We start from the raw sequence: 23,999 nt of genomic DNA, 5'->3' as shown, positions 1-23,999 counted from the left end.
TGTTTTATGAAGTGAGCAGAGTCCGGTCGCGATGAACCATCCAAGATCCACTTACCCACCAAACCCAGCGACCCACAGAACTCGGCGTGCGCTTAACCGCAAGTTCTGCGCCTGTCCGCCGTCCAGGGATTGCCCGAAGAGGGAAAACCCAGGTTTCGCTCCGGGGTCGAGACGGCGGTGTTCCGGAATTGAAATCGCGCTGACACCTTGCGCCGAATTCGTGTCAACCACGTTCGGCACAGAGTGTTTCAGCGGCGCGCCGCCGCGTGACGCCGATGGACCAGCGCCCGGGGGCGCGCCGTCGTTGCGCTGCAGCATGCGGCGGGCCCGCGGATTGCTGTGTTCCTTCTTCATGACCCTCGCCACGCACCCCTCGACGATGCTGCGGACCACCGCCCTGACCAAGCGCTATGGCGAGCGCACGGCCCTGCAGTCGCTGTCGCTGGCGCTGGCGCCGGGACAGTTCGTGGCGCTGCTCGGCCCCAACGGCGCCGGCAAGTCCACGCTGTTCCAGCTGCTGACGGGCCTGTTCGCGGCCGACGAGGGCGAGGTCGAGGTGGCCGGCCATTCGCTGCGCAGCGCCGCCGCGTCGGCCCTGCGCCAGATCGGCGTCGTGTTCCAGCAGATCTCGCTCGACCTGGACCTGAGCGTGCGGCGCAACCTGCTGTTCCAGGCCGACCTGCACGGCCTGCCGCGCCGGCTGGCGCGCGAGCGCATTGCCGCCGGCTGCGCGCGGCTGGGGCTGGCCGGCGAGCTCGACCGCAAGGTGCGCGAGCTGTCGGGCGGCAACCGGCGCAAGGTCGAGCTGGTGCGCGCCGGCCTGCACCACCCGTCGGTGATGCTGATGGACGAGGCCACGGTCGGCCTCGACCCCAAGTCGCGCCAGGACCTGCTGGCCGCCCTGCGCAGCGACGTGCAGGAGCGCGGCGTGTGCGTGCTCTGGGCGACCCACTGGGTCGAGGAGGCGGTGGCGGCCGACCGGGTGCTGGTGCTGCACAAGGGCGCGCTGCTGGCCGACGGCTCGCCGGCCGAGGTCACGCGCGCGCTGGGCGAACCCACGCTGGAGGCGGGCTTCATCGCCCGCACCGGCTGATGACGACAAGCAGGAGACACACGAGCATGGGCTTCAAGAAACGGGGCGCGGCATTGGCGCTGATCGCGTGCTGCACCGCCGCATCGGCGCAGGGCACGGCCTACGTGTCGAGCGAGAAGGACGATGCGCTGACGATGATCGACCTGGCGACGCTGACGGTGAAGGGCACCGTGCCCACCTGCAAGCGCGGCCGGCACATCCAGATCACGCCCGACCGCAAGATCATGGTGGCCTGCACCGACGCCAACGCGGCCGACGTGATCGACCCGGCCACCGGCAAGTCGCTGCGCCGCGTTCCGCTGGGCGACGAGCCGGAGGCCTTCGACATCTCGCCCGACGGCAAGACCATCTACGTGTCGAACGAGGACGCCGCCGAGACCAGCTTCGTCGAGGCCACCAGCGGCAGGAAGCTGCAGTCGATCAAGGTCGGCCAGGAGCCCGAGGGCGTGAAGGTCAGCGCCGACGGCCGGACGCTGTACGTGACCTCCGAGGTCGCGAGTCTGGTCCACGTGATCGACGTCGCGACGGCCAGGATCACCGGCAACGTGAAGGTCGGCAAGCGCCCGCGCCGCATGGCGCTGACGCCGGACGGCAGGGAGCTGTGGGTGACCAACGAGCTGGGCGCGAGCATCAGCATCATCGCGACGGCGACGCACACCGTCACCGACACCGTCAAGCTGGAGGTGAAGGGCGCGCGCGCGACCGACATCACGCCGGTCGGCATCCTGATGTCGCGCGACGGCAAGCGCGCCTTCGTCGCGCTGGGCAAGGCCAACCACGTGGCCTTCGTCGACGTGGCCAGCCGCAAGACGACGAACCTGGTGCTGGTGGGCAAGCGGGCCTGGAACGTCGCGCTCGACAAGGCCGAGGCGCGGCTGTTCGTTGTCAACGGGCTCAGCGACGACGTGACGGTGGTCGACGTGGCGGGCGCCAAGGCGATCAAGAGCATCCCGGTCGGTCGCGTGCCTTACGGCGTGGCCATCGTCGAATGACACGCGGCCTTGCCTGCGGCTTGGTGACGCTGATGTCCTGCGCTGCCACTGTCTCGACGGCTGCGACGCTGAAGGCGACGCTGATCGTGCCGGCCGACGACCCGCGGCTGGAGCGCACGCGCCTGGAGCGTGCCTACCTCGGCCACACCGGCGGTCCGGCCACCGACGGGCTGCAGGTGGCGTTGGACGAAGGCAGGTTCGAGCTCGACGCGGCCGGCGCAGCGGTGGCGCTGAACGTGGTGAACGCCGCGACGCCGGAGGCTGCGCGCGCGGCCGCGCAGGCGGCCGAGAAGGCCGGCGCGGCGGTGCTGCTGACCGACCTGGGCAGCGACGCCACGCTGGCCGTGGCCGACGCGGTGAAGCTGCCGGTGCTGAACCTGGGCGACAGCGCCGACCGGCTGCGCCAGCAGGACTGCCGCGCGCGCCTGTTCCACCTGATCCCCAGCGAGCGCATGCGCGCCGACGCGCTGGCGCAGACGCTGGTGTCGCGCAAATGGAGCAAGCTGCTGCTGCTGGTCGGCAACACGCCGCAGGACCAGTTGCGTGCCGCGACGGCCCAGGCCTCGATCAAGCGCTACGGGCTGCAGGTGGTGGCCAGCAAGCCGTACAAGCTGTCGGCCGACCCGCGCGAGCGCGACTTGGCGAACCCCTTGCTGCTGACCGGCGGCACCGCCTACGACGCGGTGTGGGTGGTCGACAGCGACGGCGAGTTCGCGCGCAGCCTGCCCTACCGCGTCGCGCTGCCGCGGCCGGTGGTCGGCGATGCCGGTCTGGTGGCGCTGGCCTGGCATGCGCAGTTCGAGCGTTACGGCGCGCCGCAGGTGTCGCGCCGCTTTGCCAAGGCGGCGAAGCGCCCGATGACCGACCACGACTGGGCGGCGTGGATGGGCGGCAAGGCCTTGGTCGCGATCGCCACTGCCGAGCCCAAGGGGCCGAACGCCGCATGGGCGAAGGCGCTGGCGACGACGCCGGTCGACGGGTCGAAGGGCGGCAGCCTGAGCTTCCGTCCGTGGGACGGGCAGCTGCGCCAGTCGATGCTGCTGACCGACGGGCAGGGCGTGATCTCGCAAGCGCCGATCGAGGGCCTGCTGCACCCGACGGAGGTTCTCGACACGCTGGGGGCCGATGCACCGGAGAAGCTATGCAAAGCGACGCGGTGAAACCCGTGACTCCTCCCGTGGTCGAGGCCGAGCCGGCGGCGCGCCACGGCATCGCGCATGCATTGCAAGCGCTGCAGGCCATCGTCGTGCGCGAGCTGTTCAAGTTCTCGCAGCAGACCGGCCGGCTGGTGTCGGCCCTGGTGCGCCCGCTGCTGTGGCTGGCGGTGTTCGCGGCCGGCTTCCGCAACGTGTTCGGCGTCGCCATCGTCGAGCCTTACGACACCTACATCCCGTACGACGTCTACATCGCACCGGGCCTGGTCGGCATGGTGCTGCTGTTCAACGGCATGCAGTCGTCGCTGGCGATGGTGTACGACCGCGAGATGGGCCTGATGCGGCTGCTGCTGACGGCGCCGCTGCCGCGCTCGTGGCTGCTGTTCTGCAAGCTGTGCGCGACCGCGCTGCTGTCGGTGCTGCAGGCGCTGGCCTTCGTGGTGGTGGCGATGCTGCTGGGCACCGAGTTGCCGCTGTTCTCGTGGGCCGGGCTGCACGCGCTGCTGGCGCTGGTGTGCGGCGCGCTGATGCTGGGCGCGCTGGGCCTGCTGCTGTCGGTGCACATCAAGCAGCTGGAGAACTTCGCCGGCACGATGAACTTCGTGATCTTCCCGATGTACTTCCTGTCCACCGCGCTCTACCCGCTGTGGAAGCTGCAGGAGTCGGGCGCCGAATGGGTGTACCAGGCGGCGCGCTTCAACCCGTTCACGCACGCGGTGGAGTGGATCCGCTTCGCGCTGTACGGCAAGGACCCGGGCGTGGCGCCGTGGGTGGTGCTGGGCTGCCTGGTCGTGTTCTTCGTCGTGGCGTGCTGGGGCTATGACCCGCAGCGCGGCTTCGGTGGTTTGACGAAGCGCGGAGGGCCGCCCGCATGACCGTCACGCGACGCGGGTTCGTCGGTGCTGCCGCTGCGCTCAGCGCGTGGCCGCTGGCGCATGGGCAGTCGCCGTACCCGTCGCGCCCGGTCACGCTGTGGATCCCGTGGCCGGCCGGCGGCGCGACCGACATCTCGCTGCGCCTGCTGGCCGAGCTGGCCTCGCACCACCTGGGCCAGCCGGTCGTCACCGAGAACCGCGGCGGCGCCGGCGGCACGCTGGCCATGCCGGTGCTGCAGCAGGCCGAGCCCGATGGCTACACGATCGCGCAGCTGCCGCAGCCGATCTTCCGCGCGGTGCACACGCAGAAGGTGCTGTGGGACCCGATCCGCGACGTGACGCCGATCCTCCAGGTCTCCGGCGTCACCTTCGGCGTGCTGGTCAGCGCGGCCAGCAAGCTGCGCAAGCTCGACGACCTGTTCGCCTACGCGCGCAAGAACCCCGGGCGCCTGACCATCGCGACCAACGGCGTCGGCACCACGCCGCACGTGGTGCTGGAGGAACTGTTCACCGCGCGCGGCCTGAAGTACATCCACGTGCCCTACAAGGGCACCTCGGAGCAGATGATCGCGATCGATTCCGGCCAGGTGATGGCCGGCGTCAACTCCACCGGTTTCGGGCCCTTCGTCGATTCGGGCCGGCTGCGCCTGCTGGCCACCTTCGCGGCGCAGCGCTCGAAGCGCTGGCCGCAGGTGCCGACGCTGCGCGAACTGGGCTACGACATCGTCGCGATGTCGCCCTACGGGCTGGGGGGGCCGCGCGGGCTGCCGGCCGAGGTGGTGACGACCCTGCACGACGCGTTCAAGAAGGCGATGTTCGACCCGCTGTTCATCCAGGAACTGGCCAAGTACGACCAGCAGATCGACTACCTCGGCACGGCAGAGTACGCCGAGGTCTGCCGCCAGCAGTTCATCAAGGAGGGGCTCATCGTCGAACGCATGGGCCTGTCGCGTGGCGGCATCTGAGCTGCGCACGCGGCGCCGTCGCTCGCTGGGCGACGCTTGCGTCGTCGTGCTGGCCACGCTGGCGAGCTACGGCATGGCGTCCTTCTTCGAACTGGGCGAGCTCGTGCAGCGCTGGGCCGTGCCGCGCGAGCACTGGCAGGCCGACGAGCTGCCCTTCAGCCTGACGGTGCTGGCCGGCGGGCTGGCCTGGTACGCGCTGCGCCGCGCACAGGATGCCCGCGCGCAGCTGGCGCTGCGCGAGCAGGCCGAAGCGCAGGCGCGCGAGCTGCTGATGCACAACCGCGAGCTGGCACGCCAGCTGATCGCGCTGCAGGAGGGCGAGCGCCTGGCGCTGGCCCGCGAGCTGCACGACGAGCTGGGCCAGGGCTGCGCCGCGGTGCGCGCCGAAACCGCGTTGATCCGCCTGTGCGGCGCGGCCGACCGGGCGGCCACGCTGGCGTCCGTCGAGCGGGCCGACCGCGCGGCGCAGCAGCTCTACCAGGCGGTGCGCGGCATGCTGCGCCGGCTGCGCCCGGCCAACCTCGACGAGCTGGGCCTGGTCGCCGCGCTGCAGGAGCTGTGCGAGGCGTGGGAAGAGCGCAGCGGCGTGGCTTGCATCTTCCACCACGAGGCCTTGCCGTGCGAGCTCGGTGACGCCATCGACATCGCGCTCTACCGCGTGACGCAGGAGGCCCTGACCAACKTGATGCGGCATGCGCGCGCCAGTACCGTGCACGTGAAGCTGGGCCACAGCGTGCAGGGCGAGCTGCAGCTCAGCGTCGAGGACGACGGTCAGGGCATGGACCTGGCCGCCGTGACCCGTGGCCTTGGCCTGCTGGGCGCCACCGAGCGTGCCGCGGCGCTGGGCGGCGAGCTGGAGGTGCGCGCGTCGCCGGGTGCCGGGGTGCAGCTGGTGCTGCGCGTGCCGATGCCGGCCGGATGGCGTGCAGCCGCGTTGCCTGAAGAGGTGCCCGCATGATCCGCGTTCTGCTGGCCGACGACCACCCGGTGGTGCGCAGCGGCTACCTGCGGCTGCTTGACCAGGCGGGCGACATCCAGGTGATCGCCGAGGCCGGCGACGCCGACGAGGCCTGTGCGGCCTTCATCGCGCTGCGGCCCGACGTGCTGGTCACCGACCTGGCGATGCCGGCCGGCGGCGGGCTGGAGCTGTTGCGCCGCGTGCTGCTGCACGACGCGCGGGCGCGGCTGCTGGTGTTCAGCATGCACGACGCAGCGGTGCTGGTGCGGCGCGCGCTGCAGGCCGGCGCGAGGGGGTTTCTCACCAAGGCGAGCCCGCCCGAATGCCTGGTCGACGCGGTGCGCGAGCTGCATGCCGGGCGCCGCTACCTGGGCCGAGAGTTGTCGCCCACGCTGCTCGAACGCGACCCGCACGACGAGGCCGACCGGCTCGCCGAGCTGAGCGCGCGCGAGTTCGAAGTGTTCCGGCTGCTGGCGCAAGGCCACTCGGCGGGCGCGTGCGCCGAGCTGCTGAAGCTGAGCCCGAAGACGGTTGCCAACTTGCAGACGGTGGTGAAGGACAAGCTCGGCGTGGCCACCTCTGCGGCGCTGGTGCACCTGGCGATACGGCATCAGGTGATCAGCACGGCGGGGGCTTAGGGCGCATCGGAAGCAGCGGCTGCTGCCCCGCAGCCCTCAATGCGCTTTGCGTTTGAATATCACGAACTCGATGAGAAGAGCGAGAAGCAATCCGCCAATCCAATAAGGGAGAAAGGTGAAGGAAAAGCTCGCGATCTGCGATCTGAAAAGACAGGAATTGTGCGTAGACCTCATCCGTCGGCAACCGATGGCGGTGCTGCAGGATGAATCCCATGAGATGGACGCTCATGCCTGCGAGCCACGCGATGGTGGTCCATCGGTAGATGTTCTGCGGAGTGACCTTCATGCTTCAGCCTTTCTCTTGGGCCGAAGCTGTCTTGACGGCCATGGCAAGCTCAGGCAACCCCTTCTCGTTCAACACGCGCAGCAGATGAGCAAGCGCTGCTTCGTCAGTGTTGAGTCGTCCACCATGAGCGCGAAAGTAGTTGTAGGCGGTGGTCTGGCCCTCGAAGGCGGCCCAGTACAACGGGGTTCCCGCGGCATCCTTCAGATTGACATCTGCACCGTTGGCGACCAGAAACTCCACGATGTCCTGCCTGCCATTGCGAGCCGCAGCGATCAACGCGGTTTGACCGTCGTCGAACGCGCGTGCATTGACATTCACCTTCTGCGAAATCATTTCCTTCACACGCGGGAGGTTGCCGCTCGAAGCTGCCCATACAAGATCGTTGGGTTGCTGAGGTGAACAGGCCGTGATGACAACCCACGACAGCAATGTCGGGATGAGTCGAGTTGAAAGCTTGATCATCTCAGCGGGAATCAAACGTTGTCAGAGTCCGCGGCGTCTGACCGGCATCCCGGCGACGCCGCAGAACACCAGGGCGATGATCGTTGCGGCCAGCGCGCCGAGAACGGACAGCGCAAGTCGGGCCGACGGCGGCATGTGGTTCTCGGGCGGACCGAAGAACGAGAAGGTCGCGCACAGACCGAGGGTCGCGCCGATCAGCGCCGCGACCGCGACACATCGCCACATGGTCAGGCGCTGTACTCGCTGAAGCACCAGCACGACAGGTGTTCCGATGCCAAGGCTCAGAAAGTAGCTCGGCGGCAGCAGGGCAAACAGGAACTCGTCTACCAACTTTCCTGCATGCCCTGGACCTGAAGCGCGGTAACCGGACCACGCGAATGTGGCGAGAACGTACAGCAGTGGCGCACTCATCGGCGCCAGCAGCGCAGCCAGTACGGCTTTCATGTCTCAGTTTCTTCTAGGGTCGACATTCGCAGGGACTTGGGGCTCTTCTTCCTCGGGCAATGTCTTGAAGCGCGAGGCGATCTCGTCGTACGAGGGGCATTCATCAGAAGCCGTGCGAAGCTTTCTGCCTCGGTACGCGCAAGAGAGACCAAGCCCCCCGGACCTCGGGAACTCCTCATAAGAAGTGACTAGACCGCGCTTGAACGTCAAGACGAAGACGACCTCTCCCCGCGCATTCCACAGGGTCTGACAACCTGTATTGTCTTCCTTCAATTGGCGCGGAAAGATGAAGACGAACGAGCCGTGGCTCGCGTTGACCGCCGCGGTCAGAGGAGGCGGGGCCGAACCGCACTGGTGGCTTGGCGCTGCATGACACGGGGCGTCTAGCCCCGCCATCAGAAGCGCTGATCCGATGATCGTCTTGGAATGCAAGGGCCTGCCCTACTGATCGAATGACTCTTTCTGAATCCGATAGGTCGTCTCCTCGAGTGCGTCCTTCGGGGCCAAGCTGCTGGCAAGCATGCGTTTGAGTACGCGATCCCGATCGAACACGATGGTTGCAACAAATCCTTCTGCTCCGTCCCCTCCGCGAAGGACAAGATGGAAGGACTCCCGCTTCGGGATCAGCGCGGCAGTTCGAACGTTGCCGAGGCCACGGAAGGACGATCGGGGAACAACGAGTTGTCGACCATTCACGGCAATTTCAAGTCCCGTGACGAGGCTGCATGGGCTGTCCCGTGGTGTGCACTCTCGCTCGACGAGCGCCGAAACGTCGCGTGATTCCGTCGTTCCTGATATCGCTGCCGTGGCGATCACCGCGCGTACCGATTGACTGGCGTGAGTTCTCTCGACGATGACCTGCCCGCCTGCCGGCACCTCCATGGCGCGATCGTCAATGGCGAACGCAACGCTGGCCAGCAACAACCCAACAACGAGACCGGAAAGTGCGCGCATGGCTATGGAACGACACGAAGCGCGCGATCCTGGCTTGCGCCCATCAGATCTCGAATGCTTCTGGGTTGAATGATGCATCCCTCGGATGCTGATTGAATCCCGGCGCTGTTGTCGCCGTGGATGAGGAAACCGGATCGACCATGCATCCAGTTGCTCGCGTCCGGGGTGAGACGCATCGAGCCGGGCAAACTCAAACCGGACCCTGTGACATTGTTTTGTTGTTGGCCGATGGTGTAGGTGCCGGCCGGCAATGGACCCACTGACGGAATGAGATCGAGCGCAGGGTTGTTCACTCCTGCACCATGGCCGGCGTACATGGGCCCGCCGATTGGCTGCGGGGGGCCACCTCCGAGATTGGCTGTGGGTTGGTAATACATCTGGCCGGTTGATTGGACATAGACCCACTCGAGTCCCGCGGGATCAATCCGGGTGATCGGGTTTCCGCCGACGTATGCGTATGAGTTGATACCTCCGGCAAGGCCGATGGGATCTGGCTGCGTGTAGTGCGCCGCCGCGCCTTCATGCAGAGATGTCAGGGTAAGCATGATCACCCAAGGCTTGAGGTCGATTCGATTGGACATCTTCTGTTCTCCAGGTTGCTGTTGTCTACAAAGACTTCTTGGTGTCCTCGATCCGCCTGAGATAGGCGGACTCGGCTTCCGGGCTGCTGGGGCGCCAACCGGGCGACTGGGCACGTTGATCCCATTCCATGGCCTCTCGCATCAAGTCCTGGTACTTGAGCCGCTCCTTCAATGTCATCCGTGGGTCGGGGCTGTTGTAGTCGAACATGTAGGAGACCTCGGCCATCAAACCGTAGGCTGCTGCGAGGTGCAACATGCCGTTGACGTGTCTCGGCGCGTGGCGCAGCGAGAGCAGTGCCAGGTCCACGCGAGGTTGCATGACGCCGTTCGCTGCATAGAACTCGAGCAAGGTGTCGACCACCTGGACCGCTGCCTCCTTCTTTGAAAGCGGCCGCATGTAGATGCCGGTTTTCAAGGACAGGTCGGTCATCTCGTAGAGCTGTCGCATCCAGACATCGCGAGCGAATCCGCCGCCGCTTGTCGTCTCGATGTTGTAGAACTGCCCACTCTCGTCGCGGTACTTGACGAAGACGTGCGTGGGTACGGTCGTGAGCGTCACGTCCAGGCCGATCCTTTGACCGAGGACGACGAACAGGCTCGGCATCGAAACGCAGTTCCCCTTGTGGCTGTCGAGATAGCTGGACAGGAGCTTGTTGCGAATGTTCTGACCCAGAGGGTCGTCGAGGTCGTACTGGAAAGGGCGGTTGCCGTTCCACGGGCCTGCCACGTACAGGTACTTCTTCAGGGCCTCCACCTTCACCCTGCTGTTCGCCATGACGGGGAACGTCACCTTGACCTCCCCCACCATGGCATCGATTCGCTTCAGGTTGGCGGGGATGTCGATGCTCGGGTCGAGCATTCGTTGCAGGGAGAGAGTGAAATCGCCGAGGTCGAACACCTCATCCGGTTTCTCGAGTTCTGCCTTGATCGATTGAAAGTTCGCCGTGAAAGCCACGGGCTTCGGCAGGGGCGCGTTCTGTGCGAACGCCGCTGCGCAACCGAGCAGCATCGCAGCCATACAGAGTGAGAGAGTCTTCATGATCTTTCCGCACGTTGGAGCGCACGCGCCAGCCGGGCGCACGCCATGAACCTCGCCGTGCACCGACTCGAGTCGGTGGCACCGCAAGCGCTGATACATCGTGGATGCAGCGCGCAAAGAACTTGCGCTGACGGGCTGTGCCGGCCGTGTGGCGAGCGTGCCGCTGAGGTTGCGCCCAGTGAGGCGCCGAAAGTGCCCGCAATCTACTCGCGGGACGAAGGCATCGTCAAGGCCGGTCCGACAGGACAGATCGCCCTTGGTGTTAACGAGCAGCGCTGCCGGGAATTTTTCCCTGGCCTGCATCGACCCCGCTTGTTAGCGTGGGGCACCCACCACCCGGACGACTCCCGCAACTCCGAGACAAGGACGACACACCACCGGAGACCCGAGATGCATCACCCCCGTGCGAACGCTGCGCTGCTGGCATTGACCGCCCTCTCGCCCGCCGCCTACGCGCAATCAGCTTCGACGCCGGCTTCGGCACCGACGGCGGCCCCGCCCGTCGTCGTGCTGCCCGAGGTCGAGGTCGTGCAGACCACGCCCGTGCCGGGCACCGGCGTGCCCAAGGACCAGATCCCGTCCAACGTCCAGACCGCCACCGACCGTCGGCTGCGCCAGCTGCAAAGCCTGAACCTGCCCGAGTTCATGCGCACGCAGCTGCCCAGCGTCAACGTCAACGAGGTGCAGGGCAACCCGTACCAGATGGACGTGAACTACCGCGGCTTCACCGCCAGCCCGCTGCTCGGCACGCCGCAGGGGCTGTCGGTGTTCCTCGACGGCGTGCGGGTCAACGAACCCTTCGGCGACGTCGTCAACTGGGACCTCTTGCCGCGCGCCGCGATCGCCAACATCACGCTGCTGCCGGGTTCCAATCCGCTGTTCGGGCTGAACACGCTGGGCGGTGCGTTGTCGATGCAGACCAAGAGCGGCGATACGCACCCCGGCACCGGGATCGAGGTGGAAGGCGGCTCGTTCGGCCGCATCAGCACCGAGCTGACCCACGGCCGCAAGCTCGGTGAGGCGGGGCATCTCTTCATGGCCTTCAGTGCGCTGAACGAAGACGGCTGGCGCGACGAGTCGCCGTCGCGCGTGCGGCAGCTGTTCGTCAAGGGTGGGCAGCGCAGCAGCGGCTTCTCGTGGGACCTGAGCCTGGGCCATGCCGACAACCAGCTGATCGGCAACGGCGGGCTGCCCGAGTCGATGCTGGCGCAGCGCCGCGAGCAGGTCTACACCCGGCCCGACCTGACCGACAACGAGGCGACACTGCTGACCTTCAACACCACCGCCCAGCTGGGCCCGCAGTGGGAGATGGCGGCGACGGCCTACGCGCGCCGCAACCGCGCGTCGACGTTGAACGGCGACCTGAACGACGACTACGACCCGCCCGCGGTCGAGGAAACCGGCGTCGAAAACCGCACCCGCACGCGCACCGACAGCGAAGGCCTGGCGGTGCAGGCGACCTGGAATGCCCAGCCGCATCGCGTCACCTTCGGGCTGTCGCACGACCGCTCGCGCAACCACTTCGAGCAGAGCGAGGCCGAGGGGATGCTCGACGCGAGCCGTGCAGTGATTCCGACCGAGGCCGCGGAGATCGACGCGAAGGTCTCCGGTCGCAGCCGCACCACGAGTGTCTACTTCAGCGACCTGTTCGCGCTGCGGACCGACCTGCAGCTCACCGTCTCGGGACGCTACAACGACACGCGCGTCAGCACGGAGGACGACGGCCGCGTCGAGCTGGGGCTGCCGACCAGCCTGGACGCGCAAGACCGCTACCGCAAGTTCAACCCGGCCCTCGGCGCGACCTGGCAGGTGACGCCCACCTTCACCGCGTACGGCAGCTGGAGCCAGGGCAACCGCGCGCCCAGCCCGATCGAGCTGGGCTGCTCGGACCCGGCCCATGCCTGCGTGCTGCCGAATGCGCTGCAGTCGGACCCGCCGCTGAAGCAGGTGGTCTCGCAGACGCTGGAGGCGGGCGTGCGCGGCTCGCTGGCGGAGGGGCTGCGGTGGAACGCGTCGGTCTTCCGCACCATCAACCGGGACGACCTGCTGTTCATCAGCAACGGGTTGTCGGCGGGGTATTTCAGCAACGTCGGGCGCACGGTGCGCCAGGGCGTGGAGTTGGGCGTGTCGCAGCAGACCGGCACGCTGAACTGGGCGCTGTCGTACAGCTGGCTGCGCGCCACTTTCGACTCGTCGGCCTGCCTGGTCTCCGAATCCAACAGCACGGCCGAGACCAGCGCGGCCTGCACCGGCGACGACGAGATCGAGGTGCGCAAGGGCAACCGGCTTCCGGGCCTGCCGGCGCACACGCTCAAGCTCAGCGTGGACCTGCAGGCCACGCCGAGCTGGAGCGTCGGTGCGCAAGTGCGGGCGCAGTCGAAGCAGTACGTGCGTGGCAACGAGAACAATGCCCACCAGGCCGATGGCGTGGACTTCTTCGGCAGCGGCAGCACGGCGGGGTTTGCCTTGCTGGACCTGACCACGAGCTGGAAACTCCGGCCGGGGTGGGAGGTGTTCGGCAAGGTGTCGAACGTGTTCGATCGCCGCTATTCGACGGGCGGGCTGCTCGGCACGAATGGGTTCGCTGCGAATGGGGCGGTGCAGGCGCCGGCGGATTGGAGGAACGAGCAGTTCGTGGCGCCGGGGGCGCCGCGGGCGGGGTGGGTTGGGCTGCGGGTGTCTTTCGGCGGGGCTGGGATCTGACTCCTCGGTGGCCCGAGATGGGCCGCCAAGTGCGGCCAGCTCAATTCGCGGCTCAGGGTGAAATGAGCGCAAGCGCTGCGGCCAACGGCTCGGCCACACCTACCGTCTTCAGCAGCGCGTCATCCTCGACCAGCAAGAGGTTCAATCGGGCTCCATCGCCTTCAGAACAGGTAGGGCCAGCCCACGAAAGCCGACGAACTCGTCCTCAGATCAACGAAGCCCACTGCCCGCCGCGAAACAGATACAGGTCTTTGGGCCCCATCGAGATCACGCCGTCTTCGCCCGCCAACAGCCGCAGGCAACTGGTGGGCCGGGCCGGGCCGCTGAACCGGGTGTCCGGCACCAGCGCGTCACCGTCCAGGCACAGGATGCGAAAGTCGCTGGCAACGAAGACGTTGCCCTCAAAAAAGCAGACGTCCTGCAGGTTCTCCTGGCGTCCGGTGTCGAGCACCGACCAGACCTCGCCTCGTCCGCGCAGCACGGTGCCCTCGTCGCCCACCGCATAGACCCAGCCGTCCGGGGTGCAGCACACCGCGTTCAAGTTGGCGGATACCGGACTGTCGATGCGATGCCACGCGCCCTGATGGCAAAGCCAGATTTCCCCCTGCCAGCCGACGGCATACATCTCGCCCGTGGAGAAGCCGGCCATGTCTTCGAAGCCGATGATGCCGGGCTCGTGCTCGCCCAACGGCGGACCGATGCGCTGCCAGACCCCGGGCGCATCGCGCCGCAACACCTCGCGGCCCATGCCGCAGGCAAAGACGACGTTTTCGATGGCCGCGAGGGATGCGAGCGCGAACCGGGCTTCGCGCATCTCGCCGTCCGTCTGCTGCAGCGTCTCGGTGTCGATCTCCCACACGTCCTTGTCCGCACCGATGAACACGAGCGCCCGACGCTGACCCGGCGGCTTGATGGTGGCCGCCGCCACCGCGGGCCAGCCCACCGACTCCGGATACTTGGTCCAGGCGCCGCCGTCCAGCACGAGGAATGTCGAATTGTTGACCTGTTGCGCCGCCAGCTCGTCGAGTTGCTTCGCGACGAAGCACAAGTCGTGGAACGGCGCGCAGCCGGCAAGAAAGGTGGATTCCTGATGGTCCATCGTGCGGTTGCTTTCTCTTCGTCAGCGAGTGGTACCCCGGTTGACCGGAACCGGGAACTTCTGGTCCAGCTGGCCTTGGAAGCCTTCGATCGGCTGTTTGCTGAAAGACGGCTTGTGCGTGATCTGGGTGTCGCGCTGCTTCTGCGTGAACGACTTGTCCAGCTGTGCCTTGATGCAGTCCTCCTCGCAACCGCATTGTGCAGCGACGGCCGCCGCGCAGACGCCGTTGTAGGTGTCCAGCGAGCACTTGTTCTGGGCGTCGATTTTGCCGGCCTTCTTGGCGCGCTCGGCCAGGTAGTCGATGGCCCGGTGGTTCTTGCCGTGCGAGCCCGCGTGCTGTGTCATCCCTTCCATGCAGACGCACAGGGCGGTGTTGTCGTCATAGCCCTCGACGACCCCGATCAGCAGGGTCTTCGGCGGAATGTGGTGCGGCGTCTGGCCGGGGCAGCAGCCGGATTTGCCATCGGCAGGCGTGGCATTGAAGGGCCGCAGGTGGCAGCGCATCGCTTTCGCGCACGGGCTCGCGTCCGCATCCTTCTCTGCCATGGCCCCTGCCTGCATGGTCGCGGCTTCGGAGGTCGGCGCCAGCGGCCCGTGACCGCTCATCGCGGCCGGGGCGCTTGGGTGGGTGGTCGGGGTACGCGCCGGCTTGGGCCGGCCGAGCTGGTCACGAATCCAGTTCTTCTGGCCGGCCTCGACCGGCGTCGCCAATGCGCCGGGGCAGTGGTCGGGCTCCGGGTCGCCGGTGCACTTCGACTCGACCTCGGAGGCATCCTTGCCACAACCCGGGATCTTGGCGAGCGCCTGGGAGGCGATGTGCGTCATCGGTGGCGAGTTGCCAGGCTGCGAAGCATGGTTGTGCGTGGTCAGGTCGAGGTGCCGTACGACGTTTTCGCCTTCGATCTGCACGTTCATCGACCAGGCATTGAAATACACCTTGCCCTTGATCTTGCTGGTTACGACGCCCTTCTTGGGCGCGCAGCCGGCCTCGTCGCCCGTGCTTTGCTTGAAGTACGACTTGTTCTTGAGCATCACCTCCTTCCCGCCGACCTTGACCGTGCTGGAGCCGTCGGTCGTGTCCGAGGCCAGGCCGGTGTTCGGGTAGGGCACGGGCACGCCCGGCGGTGTGGCGGGGGTCAGTGGCGGCGTGAAGCATGTGTCCGGGAAGGCACAGATCGACTTGCCGTCCATGGACTTGCTCGACACCTCCATGCCGTTGGCAAATACCGGCTTCCCCATGCGAGCTCAGCGTCTGTGTTGCGCACCTGCAAGGAGCGGGTTCGCGTCGATCGGGTCGCAGGCCTGGGTCGGGCGTGCGTGCGCACTGCACCCGCAAGGTAAACCCCTGGCGCCGTGGACTGAAGTGAGGATGGTCACATCCCCAATGACAAACGCCGCCCGAAGGCGGCGTTTGCGAGGGACTCAGCGCCTTACAGCGAGTTCAGGAAAGCCAGGATGGCGTCCCGATCGGCCTTGCTCAGCGCCGCGAAGCGATCGCGGCTGGCCGTGCCTTCACCGCCGTGCCACATGATGGCCTCGGTGAGGGTGCGGGCGCGGCTGTCGTGCATGTAGCCGACCTTCATGCCCTTGGCGACCAGCTCGGTGTAGCCGATGCCCCACAGCGCCGACGTGCGCCACATGCCGCCGGTGGCCAGGCCTTCGGTCAGGTTGTCGGCCAGGTCCGGGCCCATGTCATGCAGCAGCATGTCGGTGTACGGCCGGATCGTCTGGTTGCGCACCTCGGCGAACTCGTGCGTGTTGCCGGTCTTCATCTCGACGGTGTGGCAGCTGCCGCACTTGATGTCGGTGAAGACCTTGGCGCCGGCCGTGACCTTGGCCGGATCCACGTTCAGTGCCGACAGTGCCGACACGCCCTTCGGGAAGCCGCTGGCCAGGCTGCGCTGCGCCGGCACCGCGAGCAGCGCGACATAGCGCTCCAGCAGCGTCAGCGCATCGTCGGTCAGGCCCGCGTCGACACGGTTGGTGGTGGTGCACTTGGCCGGGCCGTACAGGCAGTCGCGGTTCGGGAACAGCGGCGTCGTGACCGACATGTCCAGCAGAGCGGCCGCGGCGGCCTGGTGGCGCAGGCTGACCTTGGATGCCTTCCAGCCATAGCGGCCCAGGCGCACGGCCCCGGTTTCCGGATCGAACACGTAGTTCGCGACGCCCTTGACGCCGTCGGCGTCCGGGGTGGCCTTGGCACGCGCAATGATGTCGGCATCCGGGATCGCTTCGAGCAGGCCCATGCCGATCACCGGCTGGGCGCTGCGCACCGAGAACACGGTCGGGGTCGGGCCGTCGAACGCGATCTTCGGCTTGCTCAGCTCGACCGAGGTGCCGTCGGCCAGCTTCACGGTCTTGAGCTCGAAGCCCGCGACGCGCACGCCGGTGCCCCAGTCACGCTTGACGGCGTCGGTGGACGGCTTGGCGTTCATCTGCACGCCCAGGCCGTACATCGAGTGCGGCACCTGGCGGCCGCTGGAGTCCGTCTCGGCCGTGCGCACCGCCATCGTGTCGATGCGCTGGTTCACGACGGTTGGCGCCAGGCTGCGGCCGTTGTTGATGTGGCAGCCGAAGCAGGTCGACTGGTTGAACATCGGCCCTTGCAGGCCCACCGCGGCCTGGTTGCGGTCGTTGCCGTTCTCGGTGTGGTCGCCGGTCTGCATGCTGGTGTGGAACCAGCGGCGACCTTCCACGAAGCGCTGCATGTTCTGCATGCCGATGTGGTTGTGCGGCTGCTGGAACATCAGCGGGCTGTTGTCCGAGTAGTCGTACGAGGTCGATCCGATGCCGCCCGACAGCGCCGACTCCGGGATCGGCGCGTTCATCAGGCGCGGCTGCACGCCGTACCAGGGRCGCAGGCCCTCGCCCATCACGTAGGTGACTTCGTTGGTGTAGTAGCGGAAGGCGCCGGCGTCGCCGACGGCATCCATCGCCGCACGCGACGAGAAGAACGAGCCGGTGAACTCCATCACGTCGCCGGACTTCAGCGCACGGCCGTTGACGTGCGGGCCGTTCGGCACCATCACGCCGTTGGCGTCCGGCACCAGCGAGTTGTAGCCGGGGTACTCGCTGAGCACCACGCTGCAACCGTCATTGGCGCCGATGACTCCGTTGTAGCCGCTGTTCGGCTTCAGCAGCGCGGTCTGCGGCGGCTTGGGCACGACCGGGCACGAGGTCTTGTCGACGAAGCCGTCGGTGTAGGTCGTGTCGTCCAGCAGGTCGCCGGGCGACATCCAGCCGTAGTCGGTGACGCCGGCGTTGTCGAAGCGACGGAAGAACGAATGGCCGCCGCCGCGCTGGGCTTCCTGGAAGTACTGGTTGACGACCAGCGTCGGCTTGGTGACGCCGGCCACCTTGCTGTTGTCGATGAACTCGGTGCCCCAGGTGCGGTTCTTGAAGTAGTTGGCGACGAAGTTCAGGTAGACGCCGCCGCCCTTGTCCTGCGGGTTGCCGTTGGCATCGACGGTGTCGTTCGGGCCGTAGCCGATTTCGTTCCAGGCCTCGCCGCGCTCACGGGCGTGGCGCGGGCGGCCGACGAAACCGAAGCGGGTGACCAGGGTGCCGTCGGGCAGCGAGAACTGCACGGTTTCGATCGGCGCCTTCGAGGCCGGCGGCGCGACGAGTTGGGAGCCGTCGGCCGGGTGCGGGATGTACGAGGTGGCGACCGTGGAGCCCAGCGTGTTGTCGCTGCCCGGCGACTTGAAGCTCGCCTCGATGACCGAGTAGCCGTAGTTGGTGGCGCGCTTGACGCCGTTGACGCGGACGTAGCGGACGTTGGCGTTCAGGTTGTAGAACTCTTCCGTGCCGCCCTTGCTGTCGGCCACGTAGCGCAGCTGGTACCAGGTCTGGCCGTCATCGGAGACCTGGATGGTGTATTCCTTGGCGTACGCGTTCTCCCACACCAGCTTCATGTAGCCGATCTGGGTCTTGGCGCCGAAGTCGAACTGGATCCAGTTGTCGTCGCTCTGCGAGCTTTCCCAACGGCTGTTGTTGGTGACGACGCCGTCGATCGCCTTGTCGGCGGTGTTGCCGCCGTTGGCGCTCGACGCGGTGGCCTTGGTCGGCACGACGGCCACGCCGGGCTTGCTCATGTCGACGCCGGCGGGCAGTTGCTGCGCGGGCGTCGGCGCGGGCGCGGCCGGGGCGCCGGGGGTCGGCAGCGACGGGGGCGCCGGGGCCGGTGCGGGTTCGTTGACCGGAGGGTTGGGGTCATTGCCGCCCACGACGGGCGGCTGGGCGGGCGCATCGGCGCTCGGGCTCGGCGCCGCGGCGGCGGAATCCGAATCCTTGCCGCCGCAGCCGCTGAGGACGGCAGCCGCCAGGAAGAGGGAGGTCAGCGCCAACGCGGCGCGCGACCGGCTCTGGCCCTCGGGAATCGTGTGCTTCATGCTTGCAGGTCCTTGCTCATGTCCGTTTGCTGGGGTGGCGCTGAAGGACTTTCACGAACCTTCAGCACCGGGTGCATACGGGACTACATGCGCAGGTTTGATGCCAGCCCATCTGACAGCGCCTGGCAGGAACTGCGGGGACCCTCGGAGCGCGGCGCTGCGTCAGGGAAGCCCGGGCGGAAGCGGTTTCAGCGACTGAAACAAGTGGATACAAGCTTGACCGCTGAAGGTGCCGGACAACAGTTTGTGGCTTTGCGTCTGCAGGGGTATCGACAGGGTTTGCACCGTGCCATCGGGATCGGCGATAGCTGCCATTCGGTATTCTGTGGAACCGATATCAGTCCAAGGCGGCATGCGGGGCGCCCAGCTCAGGCGCCACGGCGGTCACGGCCTCATGTCGGGGCGGTCGCGACATCAAGCCGAGATGGGTGCGCGAGGCTCAAGCGTTCGCGTACGCAGGCCAGGTGGTCCGCCCTGACCCGTCGCAGAACGAAGTCGCGGTAGTTGGCGGTGCTGAGCTGGCTCCATGCCTGCGCCCGACCCAGGGCGGATCGCTGGGCGCGCGAGGCGAGGACCGCCTCGTCTGGAATGGGAGCATTCGCGTCGGTCATGAATTCATAACCGTAGGAGCGCATGTGCTCTCCCGCCACCGTCTCGATGATCTCGATTTCGTCGATGCCCAGCTGGCTCTTGAACTTGTCCCTGTTGGCCGGGATGGGGCCGAAGCAGTTGGATGACCACAGGTCCGACAACTTCGACATCTGCCGTGCTTCGGTGGAAGCCGCCACGTCGAGCATCTGCGGAAGGAAGTCCAACCCGATGAAGTCGCAGATGCCACGCAGGACGAGCTCCTGGTCAGCGAGGAAATCCTCGTACCGGATGGTGAGGACGCGCTCTGGATGGGCCTGGACGAGACGCTGGGCCGCATCATGGGCGGCGACCCACGTCATCGCATTGAGCGTGCTGTCGAAGTCATGGATGATCGCGCGGTTCATCGAGGCCACCTGGGCGCGCGGGTCCCTCACCACGTTCAGGAACAACATGTCCGGAAAGAGCCCCATCAGCTCGGTGGCGTAGTGGATGCTGTCCAGCGATTTGTCCATCACGACGCGCGCATGGTGCCGTTCGCCGCTGCGCAAGAGAAGCTCCCACACCACGCGATGCACGCTGCGCTTGTCCGCCTTGATTGCGTCGAAGATCTCGCCCGGGTCGAACGCCACGTCGGGCCACTTCACCATGCTTGCGGCCTGCAGGCCGACGACGTCCACGACGAGCTGGAAGTAGTTGCGGTCCTCGGTCAAATCGCCATAGAGGGGCAGCAGCGGCATGAAATCGACGATGTGCAGGGGGTAAGGCGAGTAGAAGCCTTCACTGAAATTCAGCCTGAGTCTCAGCGCGTGGCTTCCGCACCGACGCAGCGGCACCATCAGAAGCGGGCGCGGGCGGCCCGGATTGGATGTGGAGATGGGCGGCTGATGGGTCATGAGGGCTTCCCTGTGATGTGGTTTGAAAAGTCGGCGATGAACTGCTCCAGTTCGCTCACCGGCAAACGATCGATGCCGGCGGCGGCATGCCGTCCACCGCCACCTGGATAGAGACGGCACAACGCTTCCGCCGAATTGCGCTGCGCAGGCGAGCGGACGCTGACCAGGAAGTGACCGTCCGAACGGCGCGTGAGGACCGCGAATGACCTGTCTGGCGCTTCGCGGGCGAGGCGGTTCGCCAGCGTTCCGGAAAGCCGCCGGGCCCATGCCGTTTCCGGAAGCAGATAGACATCGCCATCGATGCTTCGCCAATAGGGCGCGAGCGTCTCGAGGTGATGCTGGTCGTCGGCGCGGCCGGCGGCCAGGCGACGATATTCGTCTGCGTCGGCGATGAAGCCGAATGGGCTCTCGAAGTTGTGCACCGCTCGATAGAGGTCGATCGGCGAGAAGTGCAGGTCTTCGATGGCCTCGCCGTAGGCGTTGTAGTTGAGGAGCTGCCCCAGCTGCTCGAGGCTCGCCGTCTGGTTCATGGTGAGCCCGCGCTGCGCGGAAAGACTGCGCGCGACATCGAGCAGGTTGTCGCCGAAGGCGCCTGCGATGGCCCACGCGTGAAAGCGGCCGGCCAGGTGGCGATCGACCAGCAACGATGTGCAGACAACCGCGGAAGGGTCGATATGGCTTTCCAGCCGCGGGTGGCAGAACAAGCTGCGTGCCGAATGGTGATCGAAGTAGCGTACGCGCCCACCTGCCTGCAGTGCGCGGCGCACGCCGGCTTCGTTCCTGTCGAACGAGACGTCCAGCACGGTGATGTCGCTGGGCGGATGCGTGTCGCCCAGCTTCCCGAGCAAGTCGATATCGCGCTTGACGCCACTGACGAGGCGCCCTGTGCGCGGTTCGGCCATGCGCAATTGGTGCAGGCTGCAGATGCCGTCGGCGTCGCCATTGAACAGGTCCACCGACGGCAGGGTTTCCGTGCGGTCCGTCAACGCGGATGGCCGGATCGATGTCATGGCACGAGGGCGCAGCGACGGACAAGAAAGTCCATCAGCTTCTGCGCTGATTGGTCGAGGCCGCACACGTCCGTGTCGATGCGCAGCGCGGGAGACGGTGGGGTCTCGTAAGGTGCCGACACGCCGGTGAAATGGGGGATGGCTCCCGTTCGAGCCTTTTCGTAGAGCCCTTTCGGATCCCGCGCTTCGCAGACGGCCAGCGCCGTGCTGACATGGACTTCAATGAACCTCGCGTCGCCGATGATGGATCGCGCCTGTTCCCTGTCCTCTTGCCGTGGCGAAATGAGCGCCGTGAACACGATCAGCCCCGCGTCGTTCATCAAGGCGGCAACTTCCGCGACACGCCGGATGTTCTCGCGCCGATCTGAAGGCGAGAAGCCAAGATCGCTGCTGAGATGGTGGCGGATGTTGTCGCCATCCAGCACGAATCCCAACTGCCCTTGGGCGTGCAGCCGGCGTTCCACCGCATAGGCCAAGGTGGATTTGCCTGCGCCGCTGAGGCCTGTCAACCAGACCGTCGCCGGTTGCTGGCGGAGCAAGGTGCGCCGCTCGGCCGTCGAGACCAGGCTGGGGTGCTTCACCACGTTGAGACAAGTGTGGGTGTCGGCATTGCAGGGACGGGGCCGGACAAGAGAATGCGTGGAAGGCGTCATGGCACGGGCAAGCCTCTCAGGAAGGCGAACATTCATGGACCAGCAATGCCCCGCTGGTGCGGTTGCTGGCCGGGTCGACGATGATCAGCGAGCCGCCGACGCGGTTCGACTGGTACGACTCCACCGGCAGCGGCTGCTGCGTCTCGATGATCACGTGGCCGATCTCGTTGACGGCCAGCTGGTGCGCGTCGATCGCCTCCAGCGTGTGGATGTCCAGCCGGCTCTCGATCGCGGCGATGCGCGCCTGCACCCAGCGGTTGCCGTGGCGCACCCAGTACTTGCGGCCGACCACGGCAGGTTCGGTGTCCAGCCAGGCCAGCGTCGCGCTGAAGCGCTGCGTCTCGTGCACGGTGGCCGGCGTGGCGATCCAGTCGCCGCGCGACACGTCGAGCTGGCGGTCGAGCACGACGCCGGCCGACTGCCCGGCCTCGACCACGTCGACCACCTCGCCGGCCAGCCGCACCTCGGCCACCACCGCCTGCTGCCCGCTCGGGAACAGCTGCACCGTGTCGCCGGCCTTCACCCGGCCATGCGCGATGCGCCCGTGCAGCGTGCGCGGCTGGTTGCCGGTGCCTTCGCCTTCGCGCGCCACGTACTGCACCGGGATCAGCAGGTCGCCGTCCTTGCGCTCCTGCAGCGCCGGCAAGGCCTCCAGCAGCTGCAGCAGCGACGGGCCGTCGTACCAGGGGGCGGCCAGCGGCTGCGTGACGTTGTCGCCGCGCAGCGCCGACACCGGGATCACGCCGGCCACCTGGATGCCGGCCTGCTGCGCAAACGCCAGCAGCGCCGCCTGGGTGGCCGCGAAGGCCTGCGCCGGGTCGGCCACCGCGTCCAGCTTGTTGACCGCGAACACGATGCTCGGCACGCGCAGCAGGTGGGCCAGCAGCGCGTGGCGGCGCGTCTGCGCCAGCAGCGGCAGCGGCACCGCCTGCGTGTCGAGCTTGGTGATGTCGACCAGCACCACCGCCGCATCGCTGCCGGCCGCGGCCGTCACCATGTTGCGGGTGTACTGCTCGTGGCCGGGCGCGTCGGCGATGATGAACTTGCGCTGCTTGGTCGCGAAGTAGCGGTAGGCCACGTCGATCGTGATGCCTTGCTCGCGCTCGGCCTCCAGGCCGTCGGTGAGCAGCGACAGGTCGATCGGCGCCCCGGCGGCGCGCTTCTCGAGCGTGTCCAGCTGGTCGGCCAGGATCGCGCGGCTGTCGAACAGCAGCCGCCCGATCAGCGTGCTCTTGCCGTCGTCGACGCTGCCGGCCGTGAGAAAGCGCAGCGCGCGGTGGTCCTTGACTTGAAGTTGCGGCGTGCTCATCAGAAATAACCTTCCTTCTTGCGGCGCTCCATCGACGCATCGGAGGTGCGGTCGTCCATGCGGGTCGCGCCGCGTTCGCTGACGGTGACCTTCAGCGTCTCGGCGACGATCTCGGTCGCGTTGGCTGCCGGGCTCTCGACCGGGCAGGTGCAGGTCATGTCGCCCACGGTGCGAAAGCGCACCTCGGCGGTCTCGACCTGCTCGCCGGCTTGCGGCGGCGTCACCTCGGTCAGCGGCACCAGCAGGCCCTTGCGGCGGATCACCTGGCGCTCGTGCGCGAAGTACAGGCTGGGCAGCGGGATGTTCTCGCGCGCGATGTACAGCCACACGTCCAGCTCGGTCCAGTTGCTGATCGGGAAGGCGCGCATGTGCTCGCCCGGCTTGATGCGGGTGTTGAACAGCGTCCACAGCTCGGGGCGCTGCTCCTTCGGCTGCCATTGGCCGAAGCTGTCGCGGTGCGAGAAGATGCGCTCCTTCGCGCGGGCCTTCTCCTCGTCGCGGCGCGCGCCGCCCATCAGCACGTCGAAGCGGTGCTCCTCGATCGCTTCGAGCAGCGCGACGGTCTGGTGGCCGTTGCGCGAYTCCAGCGGGTGCGACAGGCGCACCGTGCCGCGCTGGATCGAGTCCTCGAGGTGGCCCACCACCAGCCGCTCGCCCATCTCGGCGACGCGGCGGTCGCGGAACTCGATCACTTCCGGGAAGTTGTGGCCGGTGTCCACGTGCAGCAGCGGGAACGGCAGGCGGCCCTTGAACTGCCCACTGGCGTCCTTGTTCTTGAAGGCCTTCTCGGCCAGGCGCAGCACCACGCACGAGTCCTTGCCGCCCGAGAACAGCAGGGCAGGGCGCTCGAACGCGGCCACCGTCTCGCGCAGGATGAAGATGGCTTCTTCCTCGAGCCAGTCGAGGTGG

Annotated in this window: 23 protein-coding genes; 8 read left to right on the top strand and 15 right to left on the bottom strand. The window is 67.1% G+C overall.

Annotated features, from left to right (window positions below):
• Positions 1-51: 51 nt before the first annotated feature.
• Positions 52-354, bottom strand: a complete 303-nt coding sequence (locus AC1DYN_RS08860) for a hypothetical protein (protein WP_477958754.1) — start codon at positions 352-354, stop codon at positions 52-54.
• 25 nt (positions 355-379) lie between these two features.
• Here AC1DYN_RS08860 and AC1DYN_RS08855 point away from each other — a divergent pair, with 25 nt between their 5' ends.
• Genes AC1DYN_RS08855 through AC1DYN_RS08825 form a run of 7 tightly spaced genes read left to right on the top strand, consistent with a single transcriptional unit; the run spans position 380 to position 6,675 of the window.
• The gene (locus AC1DYN_RS08855) at positions 380-1,093 is read left to right on the top strand and encodes an ABC transporter ATP-binding protein (RefSeq protein ID WP_477958809.1); all 714 of its coding nucleotides are present in this window, start codon (positions 380-382) and stop codon (positions 1,091-1,093) included.
• A 26-nt stretch (positions 1,094-1,119) separates the two neighbouring features.
• Complete coding sequence (locus AC1DYN_RS08850) at positions 1,120-2,085, top strand: PQQ-dependent catabolism-associated beta-propeller protein (protein WP_477958753.1); 966 nt, start codon at positions 1,120-1,122, stop codon at positions 2,083-2,085.
• The gene (locus AC1DYN_RS08845) at positions 2,082-3,245 is read left to right on the top strand and encodes an ABC transporter substrate-binding protein (RefSeq protein WP_477958752.1); all 1,164 of its coding nucleotides are present in this window, start codon (positions 2,082-2,084) and stop codon (positions 3,243-3,245) included. Before AC1DYN_RS08850 ends, AC1DYN_RS08845 begins: the two co-directional genes overlap by 4 nt.
• A 5-nt stretch (positions 3,246-3,250) precedes the next feature.
• Entirely contained in the window at positions 3,251-4,114 is an 864-nt protein-coding gene (locus AC1DYN_RS08840) for an ABC transporter permease (RefSeq protein ID WP_477958751.1), read from the top strand.
• Positions 4,111-5,079, top strand: a complete 969-nt coding sequence (locus tag AC1DYN_RS08835; RefSeq protein ID WP_477958750.1) for a Bug family tripartite tricarboxylate transporter substrate binding protein — start codon at positions 4,111-4,113, stop codon at positions 5,077-5,079. Before AC1DYN_RS08840 ends, AC1DYN_RS08835 begins: the two co-directional genes overlap by 4 nt.
• Positions 5,066-6,037, top strand: a complete 972-nt coding sequence (locus tag AC1DYN_RS08830; RefSeq protein ID WP_477958749.1) for a sensor histidine kinase — start codon at positions 5,066-5,068, stop codon at positions 6,035-6,037. The genes AC1DYN_RS08835 and AC1DYN_RS08830 overlap by 14 nt, the downstream gene beginning before the upstream one ends.
• The gene (locus AC1DYN_RS08825) at positions 6,034-6,675 is read left to right on the top strand and encodes a response regulator (protein ID WP_477958748.1); all 642 of its coding nucleotides are present in this window, start codon (positions 6,034-6,036) and stop codon (positions 6,673-6,675) included. Before AC1DYN_RS08830 ends, AC1DYN_RS08825 begins: the two co-directional genes overlap by 4 nt.
• Here the strand turns inward: AC1DYN_RS08825 and AC1DYN_RS08820 are convergent.
• The 6 genes from AC1DYN_RS08820 to AC1DYN_RS08795 form a co-directional block, all read right to left on the bottom strand.
• Positions 6,656-6,961, bottom strand: coding sequence for a hypothetical protein (locus AC1DYN_RS08820; RefSeq protein ID WP_477958747.1), 306 nt, complete (start codon positions 6,959-6,961; stop codon positions 6,656-6,658). The two genes, AC1DYN_RS08825 and AC1DYN_RS08820, sit on opposite strands and share 20 nt — an antisense overlap.
• Positions 6,962-6,964: 3 nt before the next feature.
• Entirely contained in the window at positions 6,965-7,423 is a 459-nt protein-coding gene (locus tag AC1DYN_RS08815) for an ankyrin repeat domain-containing protein (protein ID WP_477958746.1), read from the bottom strand.
• A 21-nt stretch (positions 7,424-7,444) separates the two neighbouring features.
• The gene (locus tag AC1DYN_RS08810) at positions 7,445-7,867 is read right to left on the bottom strand and encodes a hypothetical protein (RefSeq protein ID WP_477958745.1); all 423 of its coding nucleotides are present in this window, start codon (positions 7,865-7,867) and stop codon (positions 7,445-7,447) included.
• Between the two features lie 441 nt (positions 7,868-8,308).
• A complete protein-coding gene (locus AC1DYN_RS08805) occupies positions 8,309-8,821 on the bottom strand; it encodes a hypothetical protein (RefSeq protein WP_477958744.1) in 513 nt (170 codons plus the stop codon).
• A gap of 2 nt (positions 8,822-8,823) precedes the next feature.
• Positions 8,824-9,402: a tlde1 domain-containing protein gene (locus AC1DYN_RS08800; RefSeq protein ID WP_477958743.1), complete on the bottom strand. Its 579-nt coding sequence runs from the start codon at positions 9,400-9,402 to the stop codon at positions 8,824-8,826.
• Positions 9,403-9,427: 25 nt separating this feature from the next.
• The gene (locus tag AC1DYN_RS08795; protein WP_477958742.1) at positions 9,428-10,420 is read right to left on the bottom strand and encodes a transglutaminase family protein; all 993 of its coding nucleotides are present in this window, start codon (positions 10,418-10,420) and stop codon (positions 9,428-9,430) included.
• 411 nt (positions 10,421-10,831) lie between these two features.
• Between AC1DYN_RS08795 and AC1DYN_RS08790 the strand changes: the two genes are divergently transcribed.
• Positions 10,832-13,144, top strand: coding sequence for a TonB-dependent receptor (locus AC1DYN_RS08790; RefSeq protein ID WP_477958741.1), 2,313 nt, complete (start codon positions 10,832-10,834; stop codon positions 13,142-13,144).
• A 205-nt stretch (positions 13,145-13,349) separates the two neighbouring features.
• Here AC1DYN_RS08790 and AC1DYN_RS08785 read toward each other — a convergent pair whose 3' ends face one another.
• The 8 genes from AC1DYN_RS08785 to cysD all read right to left on the bottom strand — a co-directional run.
• Positions 13,350-14,243 (bottom strand): Kelch repeat-containing protein, encoded by an 894-nt coding sequence (locus AC1DYN_RS08785; protein WP_477958740.1) that lies wholly within the window; start codon positions 14,241-14,243, stop codon positions 13,350-13,352.
• A gap of 21 nt (positions 14,244-14,264) precedes the next feature.
• Positions 14,265-15,482 carry a PAAR-like domain-containing protein gene (locus tag AC1DYN_RS08780; RefSeq protein ID WP_477958739.1) on the bottom strand — a complete coding sequence of 406 codons (1,218 nt, stop codon included), beginning with the start codon at positions 15,480-15,482 and terminating at the stop codon, positions 14,265-14,267.
• A gap of 191 nt (positions 15,483-15,673) precedes the next feature.
• On the bottom strand, positions 15,674-18,634 hold the full coding sequence (locus AC1DYN_RS08775) for a di-heme oxidoredictase family protein (RefSeq protein WP_477958738.1): 2,961 nt from the start codon (positions 18,632-18,634) through the stop codon (positions 15,674-15,676).
• A 392-nt stretch (positions 18,635-19,026) separates the two neighbouring features.
• On the bottom strand, positions 19,027-20,118 hold the full coding sequence (locus tag AC1DYN_RS08770; protein ID WP_477958737.1) for a sulfotransferase family protein: 1,092 nt from the start codon (positions 20,116-20,118) through the stop codon (positions 19,027-19,029).
• The gene (locus AC1DYN_RS08765) at positions 20,115-21,128 is read right to left on the bottom strand and encodes a hypothetical protein (protein WP_477958736.1); all 1,014 of its coding nucleotides are present in this window, start codon (positions 21,126-21,128) and stop codon (positions 20,115-20,117) included. Before AC1DYN_RS08765 ends, AC1DYN_RS08770 begins: the two co-directional genes overlap by 4 nt.
• Positions 21,125-21,781: an adenylyl-sulfate kinase gene (gene cysC / locus AC1DYN_RS08760; protein ID WP_477958735.1), complete on the bottom strand. Its 657-nt coding sequence runs from the start codon at positions 21,779-21,781 to the stop codon at positions 21,125-21,127. The genes AC1DYN_RS08765 and cysC overlap by 4 nt, the downstream gene beginning before the upstream one ends.
• Positions 21,782-21,797: 16 nt before the next feature.
• Positions 21,798-23,090, bottom strand: coding sequence for a sulfate adenylyltransferase subunit 1 (locus tag AC1DYN_RS08755; protein ID WP_477958734.1), 1,293 nt, complete (start codon positions 23,088-23,090; stop codon positions 21,798-21,800).
• On the bottom strand, positions 23,090-23,999 hold a 910-nt coding region (gene cysD, locus AC1DYN_RS08750), incomplete at its 5' end, for a sulfate adenylyltransferase subunit CysD (RefSeq protein ID WP_477958733.1). The genes AC1DYN_RS08755 and cysD, both read right to left, overlap by 1 nt.

Source organism: Rhizobacter sp. P2_D12 (assembly GCF_056404395.1).
Note: the sequence above shows the minus strand (reverse complement) of the source record. Positions and strands in the feature narration are given on the sequence as shown.